Origin of the sequence: Sanguibacteroides justesenii (genome assembly GCF_003204205.1) — a bacterium.
Taxonomy (GTDB): domain Bacteria; phylum Bacteroidota; class Bacteroidia; order Bacteroidales; family Marinifilaceae; genus Gabonibacter; species Gabonibacter massiliensis.
In genome coordinates this window covers 88,156-106,697 of record NZ_QJPL01000007.1, presented here as the reverse complement: position 1 = coordinate 106,697, position 18,542 = coordinate 88,156, and the positions used below count along the sequence as shown (strand labels likewise).

Annotated in this window: 9 protein-coding genes; all 9 read left to right on the top strand. The window is 43.9% G+C overall.

Going from position 1 to position 18,542, the window contains the following annotated elements:
• The first annotated feature begins 409 nt into the window (after positions 1-409).
• The 9 genes from DMB45_RS11985 to DMB45_RS11940 all read left to right on the top strand — a co-directional run bounded on the left by DMB45_RS11985 (position 410) and on the right by DMB45_RS11940 (position 18,297).
• Positions 410-3,739, top strand: coding sequence for a golvesin C-terminal-like domain-containing protein (locus DMB45_RS11985; protein WP_041504283.1), 3,330 nt, complete (start codon positions 410-412; stop codon positions 3,737-3,739).
• Between the two features lie 383 nt (positions 3,740-4,122).
• Positions 4,123-6,855 (top strand): pyruvate, phosphate dikinase, encoded by a 2,733-nt coding sequence (gene ppdK / locus DMB45_RS11980; RefSeq protein ID WP_041504282.1) that lies wholly within the window; start codon positions 4,123-4,125, stop codon positions 6,853-6,855.
• A 145-nt stretch (positions 6,856-7,000) separates the two neighbouring features.
• The gene (locus DMB45_RS11975; protein WP_110688802.1) at positions 7,001-8,071 is read left to right on the top strand and encodes a tyrosine-type recombinase/integrase; all 1,071 of its coding nucleotides are present in this window, start codon (positions 7,001-7,003) and stop codon (positions 8,069-8,071) included.
• A gap of 497 nt (positions 8,072-8,568) precedes the next feature.
• A complete protein-coding gene (locus DMB45_RS11970; RefSeq protein WP_074908884.1) occupies positions 8,569-8,985 on the top strand; it encodes a hypothetical protein in 417 nt (138 codons plus the stop codon).
• Between the two features lie 408 nt (positions 8,986-9,393).
• Positions 9,394-10,248: a helix-turn-helix domain-containing protein gene (locus DMB45_RS11965; protein WP_046452333.1), complete on the top strand. Its 855-nt coding sequence runs from the start codon at positions 9,394-9,396 to the stop codon at positions 10,246-10,248.
• 1,732 nt (positions 10,249-11,980) lie between these two features.
• Positions 11,981-13,279, top strand: coding sequence for a DUF3575 domain-containing protein (locus DMB45_RS11955; protein ID WP_394341864.1), 1,299 nt, complete (start codon positions 11,981-11,983; stop codon positions 13,277-13,279).
• Positions 13,276-14,223: a DUF5119 domain-containing protein gene (locus DMB45_RS11950; protein WP_074908878.1), complete on the top strand. Its 948-nt coding sequence runs from the start codon at positions 13,276-13,278 to the stop codon at positions 14,221-14,223. The genes DMB45_RS11955 and DMB45_RS11950 overlap by 4 nt, the downstream gene beginning before the upstream one ends.
• A 66-nt stretch (positions 14,224-14,289) precedes the next feature.
• The gene (locus DMB45_RS11945; protein ID WP_095231409.1) at positions 14,290-15,423 is read left to right on the top strand and encodes a fimbrillin family protein; all 1,134 of its coding nucleotides are present in this window, start codon (positions 14,290-14,292) and stop codon (positions 15,421-15,423) included.
• Between the two features lie 219 nt (positions 15,424-15,642).
• Entirely contained in the window at positions 15,643-18,297 is a 2,655-nt protein-coding gene (locus DMB45_RS11940) for a fimbrillin family protein (protein WP_110688801.1), read from the top strand.
• Positions 18,298-18,542 lie beyond the last annotated feature (245 nt).

Below are 18,542 nucleotides of genomic sequence, written 5' to 3'. Positions count from 1 at the left end.
GAATCTCTCCCGAGAATAGTAACGTACAAATGTATGTAGACGACTCATATATCATGCAATATCATATTGATCCAGAAGGTTTCATAGTAGTAAGCAGGTCCGTCATATCAAATAATCCAGATATTGTGTCCGTAACAGAACTCCAGTTTCACAATTCCAATAGCATATTCAGCTGGATTTTGAGACTCGTGGGGATTAGAATCGGAACTGCCATGATAACGACCTCAATAATATTTACGAATCAGTATGGAAATGACATAATCGTAACAACAAATACATTCGTTACCACCATGTGGTATACGGAATTCCGACAAGCACCATCCGCTTCGACGAATATAGTGATCGGCGACGCTATAAAGGAGGAAGATCAGCCATAACCGAACCTTATTAATTAAATACAAATCGTATCGTGGATTTAAAGAAGGTAAAAGTCGTGGCTTCATACGAGGCTCGAGCGATATGCCGTTCATTTCTTTTTTGGGTTCTGGTTACACTTACCATCGGGGGCATAACCTTATTGCAATGGTTGGTACAAGGTAAAGTAACCGCATGGGGGTGGAGTTGGTTGATGCATCACCAAACCTTTTCATTTCCATTGGTAAATGCTTACCTCTATAATATCGTGCAGAGCTTCATCGTGATCTTTGTGTGGGTAAATCTGTTTACCCGCGAACAAAGAGGAGGCATGTTAGAGTCGTTACACGCCCGTTCCGTGAGTAACGGGGAGTATTTCCTCGGTAAAACAGTGGGAATCATTTTTGTACTACTCGCTGTAGGATTCTTTTCCCTGCTCGCGTGTTGCGGGATAAACATTTGGGGTAGCCAGGCACCCTTTAACCCGTTGTATTATTTGTATTATTTCCTAACACTAACAGTACCGTCTCTGATATTCTTCACGGGATTCGCGTTGTGGATGACGTGGCTGACTCGCTCCCGGGTATTATCCGCGATATTATTATTGATATTCCTTTATTGCTCGGTAACAATTTTGCCGGGTGTATTCCATGGGCTGTTCGACTTCACGGGGAGTTCCTTGTCGAATATTTTTTCCGTGGCAACAGGCCATGTGGACGGCTGGCATTATTTGCTCCACCGTTCGGTTTACTTGTTGGCAGGAGTCGGTTTTACCTACTGGGCAATTCGTTTCTGTAAACGAATACCGAACGAACAACGAACGATTGCCCGATGCTGTTACGGTGGCATCGCCTTGCTGTTTATCGGGATGCTATTAGGCAGTATTTACGCTCGTGACTTCATGCAGGAAAAATCTGCGAGGGCCGAATTTCGTGCTGCTTTTGACCGTCATGCCGGAGAAAAATCTTGTAGAGTGTCGAGGCACGATATCACGCTCCGTCAAACGGGCGACCGGATCACATCCGTTAGCGACTTGACGTTACAAAATCCGAACAAGGAAGCGGTATCCCGTATCGTGTTGTACCTAAATCCGGGATTGACGGTAAAGCATATAGAGGAACGGGATAAACCGCTTGCCTTTACCCGCGACGGCCAGGCGATATTGATCGAGCGTTCTCTGGCAGCCGGAGATAGCGTCCGTTTATCCGTACGTTACTCCGGTGTACCGGATGGCAGGATAGCTTACTTAGATTCAGACGACAAATCGTATTACGACACGAGACGCAATAATAATTTCTTCCACCTGGGTCGTCGCCACGTGTTGGTAAGCAATACCTCGTTGGTACTGGTTCCGGAAGTAATGTGGTATCCCGTGACCATCCCTCCCGTCAATCCCTCCCTCCCGTTCTTGTCAGGTAAAGACTATACGCTTTATCGCCTCCGGATCGTGGCCCCCGTACAACCGGTCGTATTATCACAGGGCAAACCGTCCCGGCAAGGCGACACGCTATTGTTTTCGCCATCCCGTCCGTTGGAAGGAGTAACTCTCTGTGCCGGAAATTACGAGCATCGAACGATATCTTTACAAGATATAAAAGTGGATTGGTATTATTTCAAAGAAAATGATTTCGTAACACCTCTTATCCAACAATTCGACGGGGAAAAAATTTTAAAGCAAGTAGAAACAAATATTTTAACCAGCTTAGGAAAGGTTATCTCTTTTTCTATTTACGCTCCCGAAAAAGAAGATCATATCTCAGACTTTATACTGCGCCGGGATTGGTACACGGACGAAGGAGGTCGCCTGCTGTTGGTGGAAACCCCGCTCCCGTTTGTTTCTCATGCCCGGACATGGAAAGGACGAAGCGAATACGTTCAACCGGGAATGGTGTTGTTAGGCGAACGAGGAATAGGAATGAACATGAATGCTTACGCTTTCTTTTCACGGAAAAACGCAAAACAAGAGGAAGAAGCGATACGTCTCATCAGAGGTTCTTTTTTGATAACAAATCCTTTTTTAGACCCGTCGAGTCTCAGCAACGCAAATAACCCGTTTTTAGAGAGACTCAATTTAAAAAAAGCTCGCCTAAGCCCTTCTTTCGTATTAAACCCCTATTGTTGTCTGCCTATGTTTACAGAACCGGCAGTGACCATCGTCTCCTCCCGTTACCGGACAATCGACCGGATATTAAAACAATTCATCGCCAAAGGCGAACATTACTCCAAAGCTGCAAATACGATAATCATTTACAACAGTGATCTGGCCGCTCACGTTTACCTGCAAGATCACACGTTAGAAGAGGCGCTGCAAGACCGAAGTATTCCGTCTTACGTTTTGCAGCAGATGATGGCTTTAAAAACAGGAGCTTTATTGGATCGCGTGGCGGTTCATGTTCCGCAAAAGAAATTCTACCGGTTCCTGCGCTCCTTTTATACCGCATATCAGGGGGAAATTCCTCTCGATACGTTATGCCAGGCCATACGATCGGAGTTGGAATTTGATTTCGAGCAAGTATTACAGGCGTGGGATTCCCAAGCAGTAACGAACTTTCGGGTACAAAATTTAAAGAACGAACGGGTGGAACAAGAGTACGGGAGTGGATGGATGGCTCGTTTTCAAATTTGGAACACGGGAGAACACCCGGGCTTCATCGTTTACTCTTTTTCCCACGAGGGATCCTATCATCTTTGGCTTCAACCGGGAGAATGCAAGGAGGTCCGCTTGCACGGGAGTTCAAATATGTTTACCTTGGATTTGGGTATCTCGCGTAATCTCCCATCCGTCATGCAAACCACTGAAACCGGGACCACCCGGGACACGAGAGAAGGGATTAAGGATATATCGCCGTCAGTGTTCAACCCCCAAAACGGAGAAATCATCGTGGACAACGAGGACCCCGGATTCAGATTGATCTTTCCGGGAAATAACCGGCCGAAATTTTTCTCCGAAAAGAGTTCCGGCGGAGAGATGATCCTGACAGGCCCCTGGCAAAAAGAGTTTCGCGGTAATGCTCACGGAAACGAGTACAGGAGTATATACCTGAAAAGAGCCGGAAACGGCTCCTGTAAAGCAGAATGGTCAGCCGACATTCCCGAAGACGGAATTTACGAGATTCTTGCAATGCACCCCGAGGCGTGGAGCCCCCAGAAAGCCCAATACTACACGGTAAAAGGAGAAGGATCGAAATCCGAAGAGATCTTACTCCCGTGGGAAAAAGGGAGATGGGCTTCTTTGGGTGAATTCGAATTAAAACGAGGAAAATCGTTCGTGATCTTAGACGATAGGGCCCCTGTAGAAAAAGAGGAGGAAAAAGACAAACGCCACACCCCACTTAAAAGCATAGTGGCCGATGCAGTGAAATGGGTGAAAATCAAAGATAAATAAACAAAATAAAGCGATAACCACCATCACCTATAAAAACGTATTCGTACCCTGCATACTGTTTCCGTAATCCCTTCGCCTAAAATTGGACAATAGACACTAAAAAGTTTGACAAAAGTTTATTCTTTTTTTGTTACCTCATCAAAAAAAGATAAATTTACATCCAATAAGTAAGAAAAGTGAATATTTTTCAATCCCCGAACGTTCGCTTGACTTTAATACAAAAAGCTACTTTAGAGATTGAATAAAAAAAACTATATTTGCACCCCTAATCCGGTTGCCGTTGAACCATACGCTTTCCGGGGTTAATATTTGGAATACAAGAATGATCTATATAAATAACCGTCTCCTGACAGGCAGGAGATAAATGAAAAATCTAACAGAATATGAGTACGAAGTATGTTTACACTTTTGGCGACGGAAAAGCAGAAGGACGGGCAGATATGAGAAATCTGCTCGGAGGTAAGGGCGCCAATCTTGCCGAAATGAATCTTATCGGAGTTCCTGTACCAGCGGGTTTCACTATTACAACAGAGGTCTGTACGCTCTATAATCAAGAAGGACGTGATGCGGTTGTAAAATTAATAGAATCCGATGTAAAAGCAGGTATTGCCGCAACTGAAAAGTTAATGAATGCCAAGTTCGGTTCAAAGGGTGAAGCCTTCCCTCTTTTGGTTTCCGTACGTTCCGGAGCCCGGGTCTCCATGCCGGGAATGATGGATACGGTTCTTAATTTAGGAATGAACGACGATGCCGTTAAAATCGTTGCGGAGAAATCGGGTAACGCCCGTTTCGCATGGGATTCTTACCGTCGTTTTGTACAAATGTACGGTGGCGTAGTCATGGGAGTTGCAGCAGCCAAAGGTGAGCACGATCCTTTCGAAGCCGAAATCGATAAATTAAAATTAGAAAAAAATATCGCAAGCGATACCGATTTCACCACAGAAGACTTACAAATTCTGGTAAAGAAATTCAAAGAAGTCGTTAAAAATAAAACCGGTAAAGATTTTCCGACTTGTCCTTGGGAACAACTATGGGGAGCCATCTGCGCCGTGTTCGATTCGTGGATGACCGAACGTGCCATCCTGTATCGTCAACTAAACCAAATCCCTGAAGAGTGGGGAACCGCCGTAAACGTTCAAGCCATGGTATACGGAAACATGGGTAATAGTTCCGCCACGGGAGTAGCTTTCACGCGTGATGCTTCTACCGGAGAGAATATCTTTAACGGAGAATACCTGATCAACGCTCAAGGGGAAGATGTGGTAGCGGGAATCCGTACCCCTCAAGAGATTACCATTGAAGGTTCGCGCCGTTGGGCCAAACAACAAAATATAACCGAAGAGGTTCGGGCCAGCTTTTATCCTTCCTTGGAGGAGACGATGCCTCAAGCCTTCGCCGACCTCAATGCCACTCAACAAAAGTTGGAGGATTATTTCCACGATATGCAAGATTTGGAATTTACTATCCAGGACGGCAAATTATGGATGCTCCAAACCCGCAACGGAAAACGCACGGGAACGGCTATGGTAAAAATGGCTGTCGACATGTTGAACGAAGGACTGATCGATGAAAAAACGGCCCTTCTCCGCATGGAACCGAATAAATTAGATGAATTACTCCACCCTGTATTCGATAAAGGAGCCAAAGCCAAAGCGAAAGTTTTGACCAAAGGTCTTCCGGCCTCTCCGGGAGCAGCTTGCGGACGGGTCGTATTCTTTGCCGACGAGGCTGAAATCTGGAAAGCCAGAGGAGAACAGGTCATCTTGGTTCGTCTGGAGACCTCTCCCGAAGATTTGCGGGGCATGAACGTTTCCGAGGGCATTCTGACAGCTCGCGGAGGGATGACCTCCCATGCGGCCGTAGTGGCCCGCGGAATGGGTAAATGTTGTGTTTCAGGGGCGGGAGCCATCGTGGTGGATTATGAAAAACGCTGTTTCTCCATAAAAGATACGATCATTTACGAAGGAGACTGGATTTCACTAAACGGGTCTACCGGAGAAGTTTACCTCGGACGGGTAGAGACCGTTGAAGCCGAATTGTCGGAAGACTTCCGCACGATCATGAAGATCGCTGAAAAGTACACCCGCATGCACGTACGTACCAATGCCGATACGCCGCATGACGCCAAAGTAGCCCGCACATTCGGAGCGAAAGGAATCGGTCTGTGCCGTACGGAGCACATGTTCTTCGAAGGAGACCGTATCAAAGCCGTTCGCGAAATGATCCTGGCCGATGACGAAAACGGCCGCCGTGCCGCCTTAGAGAAACTGCTTCCGATGCAAAGAGGAGATTTCGAAGGTATATTCGAGGCTATGGACGGATTAGGAGTAACCGTTCGTCTGTTGGATCCTCCCTTACATGAGTTTACCCCGAACGAGCTGGAAGCCCAGATCGAAATGGCCAAAGAAATGGGTATTACAGCCGAAGAGGTAAAACAAAAAGTAGATGCTTTGCACGAATTCAACCCGATGTTAGGTCACCGCGGGTGCCGTTTAGGGAATACCTATCCCGAAATTACCGAAATGCAGGCCCGCGCCATCATCGAAGCCGCATGTAACTTGAAATTAAAAGGATTGGATCCCCGTCCGGAAATCATGGTTCCGCTTGTGGGTGACGTGAAGGAATTGAAATTACAGGCTGATATCATCCGCAAAGTAGCAGATTTGGTATTCATCGAGAAAGGCGTAAAAGTAGAATACCTGATCGGTACGATGATCGAAATTCCGCGTGCAGCCATTACGGCAGATTTGATCGCTCAAGAAGCTGACTTCTTCTCGTTCGGTACCAACGACTTAACCCAGATGACATTCGGATTCTCCCGGGACGATGCCGGTAAATTCTTGCCCATCTATATCAATAAAGGAATTCTGAAAAACGATCCGTTCCAGATCTTAGATCAAAACGGCGTGGGACGTCTGGTTGAAATGGGTACCCGCTTAGGTCGCTCTACCAATGAAAAATTAAAAGTCGGTATCTGCGGCGAACACGGTGGAGAGCCATCTTCCGTCATTTTCTGTGACAAAGTAGGTATGAACTATGTTTCTTGTTCCCCCTTCCGCGTTCCCATCGCACGCTTAGCTGCCGCACAAGCCGCTATCATGCATGCCGAGAAATAATTTTAAATTATATCCTCGAAAAGAGCTTGGAAATTCCAAGCTCTTTTTTTATTATGGCTAATTGATTATATTTACTTTAATTAACTGGCAAATCCAATCATAAAACAATAAACGTCGTAACAAAGATTATCAACGGTATAGTAATATGACATCTATTAAGTTTAAACTCCGATTATCGACAATATCCGGGAAGCCGGCTACCCTATATATTCAACTTATACACAAAAGAGAGGTTAAAACCATTACACTTCCTTATAAACTATACCCCTACGAATGGAATAATTTGCACGAGGAGGTTATCTTTTTCCAAGCAGTTCCTCACCGATACCACTATTTGAAAGAGATCGACAAGCAGGTTATAAAAGAAAAAAAAACTCTTTTCTCTATCATCCGGCAATTGTGTGAACAAAAGAGTTACTCTATGGAAGATATCCTGCGCCTGTACAATAATCGACACAACGAAGGCCTATTCCCGTTCATACAAAAAAAAATCGAAGAGCTGCAAAAGAGAGGAAGGTTCCATACGGCCCGCAACTACCGAACAACCTCTAGAGTATTTTATTCTTTCTGCCAAAGAAGCAAATTACAATTCGAGGAACTCAATTCCGGTTTATTAAAAGATTTCGAAGAATATCTTAAGACTAAAGAAATAAAGCTAAACTCCATATCATTTTACATGAGGATTCTACGTTCCTTATACAATAAAGCATTGGAAGAGGGTTTTATCGAACGTGATGAAAACCCATTCCGACTTGTTTATACCGGCATACAAAAAACGAGGAAAAGAGCTGTTTCCTCTAATGTCATCGCCAACTTGAAAAAACTAAACTTAGAAGAAAACGACGGATTGAACCTGTCAAAGGATCTTTTCCTGTTCAGTTTCTATACGCGAGGTATGGCCTTTATCGATATGGCTCATCTTTTAAAAACTTCCGTTATCGGCAATTACCTCGAATACACGAGACAGAAAACCAAACAATACCTACGTATCCGAATTACTCCTGATCTAAAAGAGATCCTCCAAAAGTATCAATCCCTTACCTCCGGATCCCCCTACCTCTTACCTATTATCCGGGGAAAAAATGGTACATTCCAACTTCAATACGAAAGTGCCCAACGCCTGCATAACAAACGACTAAAAAAAATATCCGAATTATTAAATCTTCCCGTACCCCTAACCTCTTATGCGGCAAAACATAACATATTTTCTATCTAGTTGAAATATAGATAGTTATTACTTGTTCTACGGATGATAGGTAACGTTTTAGAAACGAGCGAATGCTATATTTAGTTCTCTTTTGCATCATTCAAAGAACGATATTTTCAATGCAAATATACGTTTTACGTATAACAAAGACAAGCTTTTCCGGTTTCAATTGGTTTAAAATTAACCATCAGGAGGCCAATTTCACTCAAGTACACAGAAAAAGTTTTCTTTTCCCTAGTTAGCCTCTCTCTTTTATGAATTAGCCAAAGAAGTTAGATGGCGAATGAGAGATTTCATTCACCTACAACTTTTTGATATATTAGGAGTAAATTTTCACTTATGGGGCTTAAAAAGGCTATTTTTTATTCTATATTTCACTGTTTTTTTACTTCTATTTTATAAAAGGAAAAAAGGAAATAAATGGTAAATGATAGATCTAAAATGATAATTGGATTTCATTACAAATTGCTTTTATTTGCAAAATAATTTGCTATTTTATTAATATTATGAGAACATTTCGTTTAGGGATAGCTGGTGGAAAAGTTTTGTCTCGTGCCTGTTTTTCACTGCTCGTCATCAGTAATATTTACTTTTCTTCTTGTGAGGATGATTTGGATCGGGGGCGTATTTCCGCAAACATATTTTTTACTCCTGAAATACGTGCTTACTGGGATCTATTGATCCGTTCCATGGCCAGCACAGAGGTACCACAGGATAGTGTCGCTTCTTTACAAGGTGGTTATCCTCTCTTTTTATCTTTACACCTTATATACCGCAGTATTACCGTTCCTTCAATAGTCAGAGAGGAGGAGGCAACGGGTCGGAAGACTCGTGTCACGTCTGTAACGACAAACAATATACACGATTATTTTAGGGTACTGGCTTATGCTTACACAAGTAGGTGGAGCGAGAACCAGCCCTGAGCTATTTCTACAATGCTATTGCCAGCAAGTCCCCGGTAGCAACTATACGCTTTCGTCTGAAGCAAGAGTACATAATGAACTGAAACTCTCTTTTGGAGAGTTCATAGTCTTTTGACTAAGGGCGTATAATCCGGGAAAATACAAATTGTATATTTAAAAAAGTATAATGTCTCTGTAGGAAATATTCCTTTTTATATGTGGAATTATTCCACATATGTGTTGTTCTATTCCACATGCAACTCTGTTGTTGTTAGATAATAATTATCTGATTACAAATGTATTACACTCTATTAATCTTTGCGTAACGTTTTGGCATACGTTTTATTCTATGATTTAATGCGGAATAGAAATAGATATTAATTATACAATAAGATATAAATAATAATATTTTATAAATAAAAATATGCTATGTCTCTTTTTTATTTGAATGAACATACGTCCTGTTATAATTATTCAAATTTTATAGAGGAAGGATTTCGCTACTATAAATTTGATAAAGGAATAAACTATGAAGAGCGACTGATAAAAGATTGTATTTTGTTTGTTCTGAAAGGAAATCTGCAGTTCTTGTATAACGAATTTGAGTTCACAGTTTCAGAGGGGAAAATGTTCTTTTGGAGCCGTGATAGCCTCTTCAACATGTATTCGTCGGAAGAAAGTGAAGTTGTTGTCGCCCTATTTGAAGGAGGTATATCGCCCTGCCAAAAAGCTTCTTTTTCAGATCTGTTCCATTTAAAAAAAATTATCAAATATCACATGGAATCTCTTGTAATAAAGGACGAGTTACGAAAATTTCTTGAACTTTTGGTTTGTTATCTGGAAGATGGAGCAAACTGTATACACTTTCATGAGACTAAGCTCAAAGAACTGTTTTGGAACATTCGTTTTTATTATTCTAGGGAGGAACAGGCAAACTTTTTCTACACAATTATCGGTCGATCCCAGGATTTAAGAAATAAGGTTCTGAACAATTACAAAGAATGCAGTACCGTAAAGGAACTAGCATCGTTGTGTGGGCTCTCTCTTCCTGCTTTTAAAAGGCAATTCATTGCGGAATTCGGGGAAACACCGAGCAAATGGATGAAGATGCAATTGTTAGGAGAAATTAAATATAGACTCTCGGTTACAGATTTGTCGTTAGGGAGCATTGCCGATGAATTCGACTTTGCTTCTTTGGCTCATTTTTCCAGATATTGTAAAAGATATCTGGGATGTCCTCCTAAAGAATGGAGAGAACAAATAAATAGACGTACAGAGAACTGATTTTAGGAGAGTTTTCAGATCCTGTTTATATGATGAATCGATTCGGATTGTTCAATGAGATTTCCGACTGTGTTATCCGTACTTTTTCTGCTTTATATGTCTGTTTTTTATATGTTATGTAATGCTACTTATGAAAAAGTTTTTTAGTTAGGTCTGAATCGTAGTTTCTCTGATGCACAAAATAAATTTTTGACTTTATGCTTGATAGTCAGAGTAAGATTTTGTTTAGATGTTCTGTCTTTTATCTTTTATAGTCACAAAAAGTTTCATTATTCATCAAATTGTCAGAGGCTTGTATTTTCATCGGGTTCGTATGAAACTAAATCCGATTCTATTATGAAAATACAATTATCTTTATAGGCAATCGTCTTGTTTATGGGGTTTACTGCGCAGGTTCAGGAATCAAATGAACATTAGATTTAAGTAGCTGAAAACATCCGAAGTGGAAATCGTACCGAACAAAATCCATTATCTCATTGAGATTCGAGAATATTCCGGAAGAGAGTTTGGCGGGAAATCTAAATCGGAAAAATATTGTACCAAAGTAGCATTGAGCCGAATTGAACAAGGTTTGATACAAACGCTAAACGAAGGGGATCCCGAAGGATACCATCCAGACACAAGAATGCGGTGACTTTTGGCGGTGACTGAAGCAAGACTTTTTAGTGGCTAAGAGTTTGACATTACACTGACAGATTTCAATCAGATAGATGAAGTACTCAAGCTGATAGACACGAAAGGGATCAACATCATGTGCATAGGTGATAAAAACAAAGCTATGTCGATGTACCACCCAAAAGGGAAGATCGAAGCATTAAAGGCGGCGTACCTGAAAGCGCTTTAGCTAATAGAGGCATTGGTCAATAAATTAGGACATGTGAGATGCATTGTGAAAGAAAAGCGCAGTATCATTTTCCCTTTTGCACAAAGCAATGTCAATGTCTCATCCTCCGATGCGGCATCGTTGGGCAATTTTCGTATTATTAAGGAGAGCTCCTCAATACTTGTGCGTTTTGAGATGTAGATTAGCCATAAAGTATCTCAAAAGACGTGGACGAATAGTGTTGTCGCCTAACTAAATCAGCCGAAACGGGGAATATGGTTCATTACTTCAGCTTTTCCTGTCCATGGCTTGGCGCACCTACCGACTTCCTTTTTCAACCGCTCGCCTGTTCATTGGTCAGCCTTGCACGTTCCAACACTCCCCCTATTTCCTGCTACAGTACTCAAAATCGATCATAGAATCGGTCCGGTTCCGGATAAAGCCGTTATCCCTCTGTCGGTTGAATTTGGTTTCCAGTTTATCTTAGGTTTCTTCCTCTACTTTTCCCCGCATCAACCAATAACAGTATTTCATAGCGTTGTCTTGCAATTGCTGCATGCATTCAGTCAAACAAATATTAAAACAACAGGAAACGAAACAGTGATCTAACAGACGCCAAAGAACAATCCCCAGCCGATATCTTTCGTTGTCAATTGGAATCAGTTTAGTTTGCTTTGGATATATAGATAAAAAGGAGTAATCTTGAGTGTAAATGGTAAATAATAGAGCCGAAATGACAATATATGTCTGACTTTAATTATTTTTCTTTGCGCTGTAATTTTTGACACAAATCATAAATAATTATTAAGCCGTAGTATTCCATGAAAACATTTTACAAATTAAACTTTTTATCTCTTTTTTCCTGTCTTATCAGCTTCTCTTTGATTATAATAAATAATTAAAATAAATATGAGATTTTTTTTATTTTTCTGTTTTTTGTCCTGCTCTATCTGGAAGATGGATGCGGCAGTTTACGGAAGTGATACGTTGCGTTGCCGTATCTGCTTTCCTGTGGGCAGTTCCGTTGTGGATCTTTCCTATGGGGAGAACGGTTCGCGCCTGGATGCCTTTGTGGCAGGGATTCATGCCCGGCAAGCAACAGCCGTGCTGTGCCGTTTGAGTCTGCATTCCGGTGCCTCTCCCGAAGGGGGCTTGACCTTTAACCGACGTCTGTCAGATAAACGGCTCGCCTCTTTCCGTTCCATTCTTCAGGAGCGTCTTTTCTTGCCGGATTCGGTATTTACAACCGTCTCTTTGGGGGAGGATTGGGAGGGCTTAACCTCTCTTGTCGAGGAATCGGATATGCCCTGTCGGGAGGAAGTGTTGCGTATCCTTCGCAATACTCCTGTATGGGTGACCCGTAACGGTGTTGTCGTGGATTCCCGCAAACGGCAGTTGATGAATTTAAGGGGCGGACAGGCATGGCGATACATGCATGCACATTTTTTCCCCGAGCTCCGCAACACTTCGGTGGTCGAATGCGAATTTGCTCCTGTTGGGATGGAAAAAGAGCTAGCCCCCCCGGTGGGAGCAACGGAAGGCCAACCGGCTGATACGGTAATTGTTCGTGATACGGTTGAGAGGGTGATTGTTTTTCGTGATACGGTCCAACTCCCCGTCCCTGTTGCCGGACCTTCCAAACCGTTCTACATGGCGCTTAAGACAAACCTTGTTTATGACGCCCTGCTTGTACCGAACATCGGCGTGGAGTTTGCTCTTGGCAAGGGGTGGACTTTGGGCGGTAACTGGATGTATGGCTGGTGGAAAAATGACAAGCGTCACCGTTACTGGCGGCTGTATGGAGGGGAAGTCAACCTGCGCAAATATTTCGGTCAACGTGCAGCAGATAAGCCGCTGACTGGTCATCATATCGGTGTTTACGGTCAGTTGTTAACCTATGATTTCGAATTCGGGGGACGTGGTTATATGGGTGGGCGCCCAGGCGGAACGTTGTGGGATAAGGCTCATTACGGTGTCGGTTTTGAATATGGCTATTCCTTGCCTGTGGCTCGAAGGCTGAACCTGGATTTTTCACTTGGTTTGGGTTATTTAGGCGGAACATGTTACGAGTATGTTCCGGTTGATGCCTGCTATGTGTGGGAAAGAACGAGGATACGCCACTGGGTCGGTCCGACCAAAGCGGAGATCTCGTTGGTGTGGCTATTGGGACGAGGCAATTACAATGAGAAGAAAGGAGGCAAACAATGAACAAGATGACTTATATTCTGCAAGCGTTCATCATTTTAGCGGTTCTGGTGTTCAGTTCATGCGAGCATAAGGAACTGTGTGATGACCATTCCCATACAGCCGGGCTGCACGTGGTTTTCGACTGGCAGCACGCGCCCGATGCCAAACCGGAGACCATGCGTCTGTACCTGTTCCCTTTGGATGGAGGCAAAGCACTTCCCTACGAATTCACGGATTACCGGGGTGGATATATTAACGTACCGGCAGGCCGTTACAGAGCCTTGTGTGTCAATTCGGACACGGAGTCGGTGCTTTACCGCAACATAGACCTTTTTGACAGTTTTGAGGTTTATGTCCCAGATGGCGTTCTGACTGTAGGATCTTCGTCCTCCGTTCCCCCTCGGCCAGAAGGCACCTCGGACGAACGCATTGCCAGGTCTCCGGACCGGCTATACAGCGATCGCCTGGACGATCTGGCCATTGAAATATCCAAGGAAGATCAGACGGTAACCCTTTATCCGGAGCTTTCGGTATGTCGTTACCGGGTTGAGATCAGGAACGTGTCAAATCTGAAGTATATCTCTTCGGAGGGTTTTTCCGGGGCCTTATCGGGACTGTCGGGAGGACTGCTGGTCGGTCGGAACGAACTTGCGTCAGATCTGGTGACCGTTCCGTTCGATGTGGTTTCTGACGGGGTCTCCACGCTAACGGCAGAATTTTTGGTTTTCGGACAAGTGGGGATGGGAGAACCTGCGCATAAGTTAGTTATTTATGTGATCATGCCTGACGGCAGTAAGAATTATTACACCTTTGACGTCAGCAAACAGGTTGACGAAGCGGCCGATCCGCGGGATGTCTACATCTTATTGGATGGTCTCTCCCTGCCGAAGCCGATCGTAAATGGTGGAGGATTCCACCCTTCGGTCGATGAATGGCAGAATATAGACGTGGATGTTATAATGTGATGTAAAATGTGTATTTATTGATATAGAATCTTCGAAATTTTATTCATTAAACCTTTTTAATTTTTTATGAAAAAGTATTTTTTATTTTCGGCTATGGCTGCTGTAGCCTTAGCCTCGTGTACCAACGACGATGTTGTTGACGTGAACAAAGGAGGAGGTATTTCTTTCCGCGCGTCTTTGGATAAGGCTCGTACTAAAGCAGTAACAACCTTGAGCAATCTCGGGGCATTCAATGTAACAGCTATTGGTAATGGCAGCAATTATTTCACGAATTTGGGAGTCACCTCTTCTGATAATGGGCTTACTTGGGCAACTGCGTCCATTTATTATTGGCCAAGTTATGGACTCTCTTTTTTCGCGTATGCGCCTCAAACGCCAGGTGGCACAGTAGGCATAAACAATAGCGGAAAGAGTATAATCGGTTTTTCCCCTGAGCAGAATGTCGCAGCGCAAAAAGACCTTGTCATTGCTTACAATACGGGCACGAAGGCTGTCAATGAAGGACCGGGAGTTCCCTTGAATTTCAAGCATGCCCTTTCACAAATCCAAGTAATGGCTAAATGTTCCAATGAAAAGATCAAAATCGAGGTTTTAGGTGTTCGTATGGTGAATGCGGCGACAACTGCGGACTTCACATTTCCAGAGACAGAAACTGCGGCAGCCTATGTTTTAGGTCAATCTCAATGGGCTAACTGGTCAGGACAAAATGGAGGTAGTACAAATGATTACTATATTAAGGGGACTACCCCTGTAACATTGGCAGATACTGTTAGGTCCATCATGTTCGGGGATGATAATTTCATGCTTGTACCACAACAGTTGACAAAGTGGGTTGGCAGTAGCCACACCGATAAAACTGGAGCATACCTATCTGTACTTTGCCGTATTTACAGTTTGGACGGCTCTAATGAAACATTGCTGTATCCTCAGCCGACAGCTACAGACAACAAGGACGGGAAGTATGCATTTTCTGCAATAGGTATTGATACGAATTGGGAACCAGGTAAGAAATATATCTATACATTGAATTTCTGTGGATCAGGAGGAGGAACTGGTCAAGGAGATCCAGATCCAGATGTAGATCCAGATGTAGATCCCGATCCAGGTGTAGATCCTGGCGATCCTGTCTTGGGAGGACCTATCTTCTTCACTGTAACAGTAGATGACTGGACAGATCAATCAGTAAATGTTAATATGTAGTTTAGTTTTTTTGTGATTCATTTCAATGAGAATTGACTTTCTCAGTGTCCGGATTGGATTGTGGTGGGTATTGCTCTCTATATTTATCTATATTGGAGAGCAAGGGAACGATTCAGTACACTTTTTCATCTTGTCACCTTCCTTTCTGGATATTTTGTTTTTTTACAAAAGAATAATTTTCGTTGTTCATACAATTCATACACAATTTTTTAATGTTATATGCATATGAGACGATTTATGTTTTTTTCCGGCAAGGCGGTTTTATCCCGCACATCCTTTTCATTGTTTGTCATCGGTTGTATTTACCTTTCCTCCTGTGAGGATGAGCTGGAACGCGGTAAAACTTCCACAAGTATCTCTTTTACCCCTGTAATACAATCCAGCTGGGGTCCATCGGCACGAACCATGACAGGAACAGACATGCCACAGGACAGCGTCTCATCTTTACAAGGCGGTCGCACTTCTCTTTACCTACACACCTTATACACCGACAGCATCGCCCTCCCTCCTTCGGACAGCCGGCCTGATAGGGGCGTTCTTACCCGTGCCACTCCCATAAAGGATGTCAACATGTACGAGAGTTTCGGTGTCTCGGCTTACTCGTATACCGGTTCCTGGAGCGAAGACAAAACTCCCAACTACTTCTACAACGCCACAGCCAGCAAGTCCGACGGCGGCTATACGCTTTCCTCCACCCATTACTGGCCCGGTTCTTCATATAAAATGAAGTTCTTCGCCTATGCTCCGACAGCCAACACTCAGTACGTACTTTCCGGCAGGACACAGGCAGGTTCTCCCACCATCAGCGTCACTATTCCGAGCGATGTCAACGACCAAAAAGACCTTCTCGTGGCAAAGACGGATGAACTGGCCGGCAACACCAACACTGCCGTGGCCCTTAGTTTCAATCATGCCCTTACCGCCATCAGGTTCGTGTGCGGAGATGACATGCAGGTAGGTACCGTAAAGAGCGTCAGTTTGAAAAACGTTTATTCCAAAGGGACTTACAATATGGGGACACAGACCTGGAGTGATTTGGATACACCTGCCACCTTCTCGCAGACATTGGATAAAGTGACAACAGGCACACCTGACGAGGCGCTCACGAGTGAAGCGCAGACCTTCATGATGGTTCCGCAGACTCTTCCGGATGGTGCACAACTCGAAGTGGTATTCACTGACAATTCCAGCATCGACCACACGCTGACCGCTGACATCAAAGGTACATCCTGGCCTGTTGGCAAGACTGTCACTTATAAAATTTCCAGCAGTTCCATCAACTGGAGCTACACGCTTACCGTCTCGGGGCCAGCCGACTTTACCTATACCGGCGGTACACAGCCATACAGTGTCACCAGCTACCGTGAGAACACCAAAGGGGTTCAAGAAGCTGCCCCATGGACCGCACAATATTCAGTAGATAACGGAGTATCTTGGACAGACACCCGACCGGAGTGGCTGACCGCTTTCACGGCATCCGGAGCCGGCGGGACTTCTGCACAGCCATACGATGCAACGGTCAGCGTACAGACCGGTACGGATACATCCCCCCATACGACCGCGTTGCAAAATGCGACAGCCAAAGGGACTGCAGATACTCCCTATAACCTCTCCAACCAGACTGATGGCGGTCCAACAGATGAAAATACCGCCAACTGCTACGTTGTCAGCGCTCCGGGATACTACTCTTTCCCTCTGGTATATGGGAATGCCCTTAAAAATCGTTCAACCAACGAGTCTGCCTATAAGACAGGCAATACCGGAAGCAATATTCTGAGTAATTTCATCAATCATACCGGGGCGGGGATCTCCGATCCATACATCGCTAATAATAATGGATGTACACCGGCTAAAGCCGAACTGGTTTGGCAGGATGTGATGGACCTGGTTACGGATATAAAATACAACGCCGGGTCCAATGGCGGCAATATCTCTTTCAAAGTGGACCGCTTTTCTATCCAACAAGGCAATGCCGTCATCGCAATCAAGGATGCAAGTAACAACGTACTTTGGTCCTGGCATATCTGGGTGACCGATGAGAACATCGACAATGTAATTGAGGTAACCAATTACCAAAACGTAAAATACAATATTATGCCTGTCAATCTCGGCTGGTGTGATGATGATGTCACAACTTATGCAGAGCGTAGTTGCAAGGTGAGATTCACTGCTGGAGACGCAAGCAAGGAAGTGACCATCAGACAAGTCTCGGCTTCAATCACAATAAGAGGCAATCATCCTTATTATCAGTGGGGCCGTAAAGATCCGTTGCGTCCTTCGAACGGATTGGCCAATACCAATAAAACTTGGTATGACAAGAATGGCACTTCTTCCCAAAGCAATCCTGCAACAGAGAACTTCTCTGCCGGCGTTACTTGTATTATGAACTATATTCTCAAACCCGATGTGATGCAGAATCAAGTTTCTGGCGATAATGCTTATGCGAATCTCTGGAGTGTCGATAACACCGTTTATACCGCCAATGACAATCCTGTTGTAAAAACGGTCTATGATCCCTCTCCTGTGGGCTTCAAACTTCCTCCCGGTAATGTTTTCACTGGATTCACAACAACCGGAGGCAGTACAAGTACGTCTTCTGAAATCAACGGAACGTGGAGCAGCAGTTCCTTGAAGGGATGGAATTTCTACACTGATTCTTCAAAGAGTAAAACCATCTTCTTCCCTGCGTCGGGGTATCGCTACCGTTCCAATGGCATGGTGAGCAACGTTAGTAGCGACGGCTTCTATTGGTCGGCGGTTCCGTCCAGCCCGACCAAGGGTCACTACCTGTACTTCAGCTCGTTGCAAGTGATCCCTTTGAGCACCTCCAACTATCGGGCTGTCGGGTTTGGGGTGCGTTCTTGTCAAGAGTAAGGATTTGAGATAGAAGGTAGAAACACAAGGATTTGTTTGGTTGATTTAAATTATTCCTCAAGGGTTTTCTCAAGATAGGGCCCTTGGGGAATTACGTCTATGCTAATAATAAGGAGAAGAGCAGAATTTCATAAAGATATCATGAAATATAAGCATGAAATTTACAGTACTCATATTAGAAGGTAACTCCCTCAAGCTCTATCAGGTCATGGGACATGGTGGTGGCATTCATGCCTGTAGAAAGA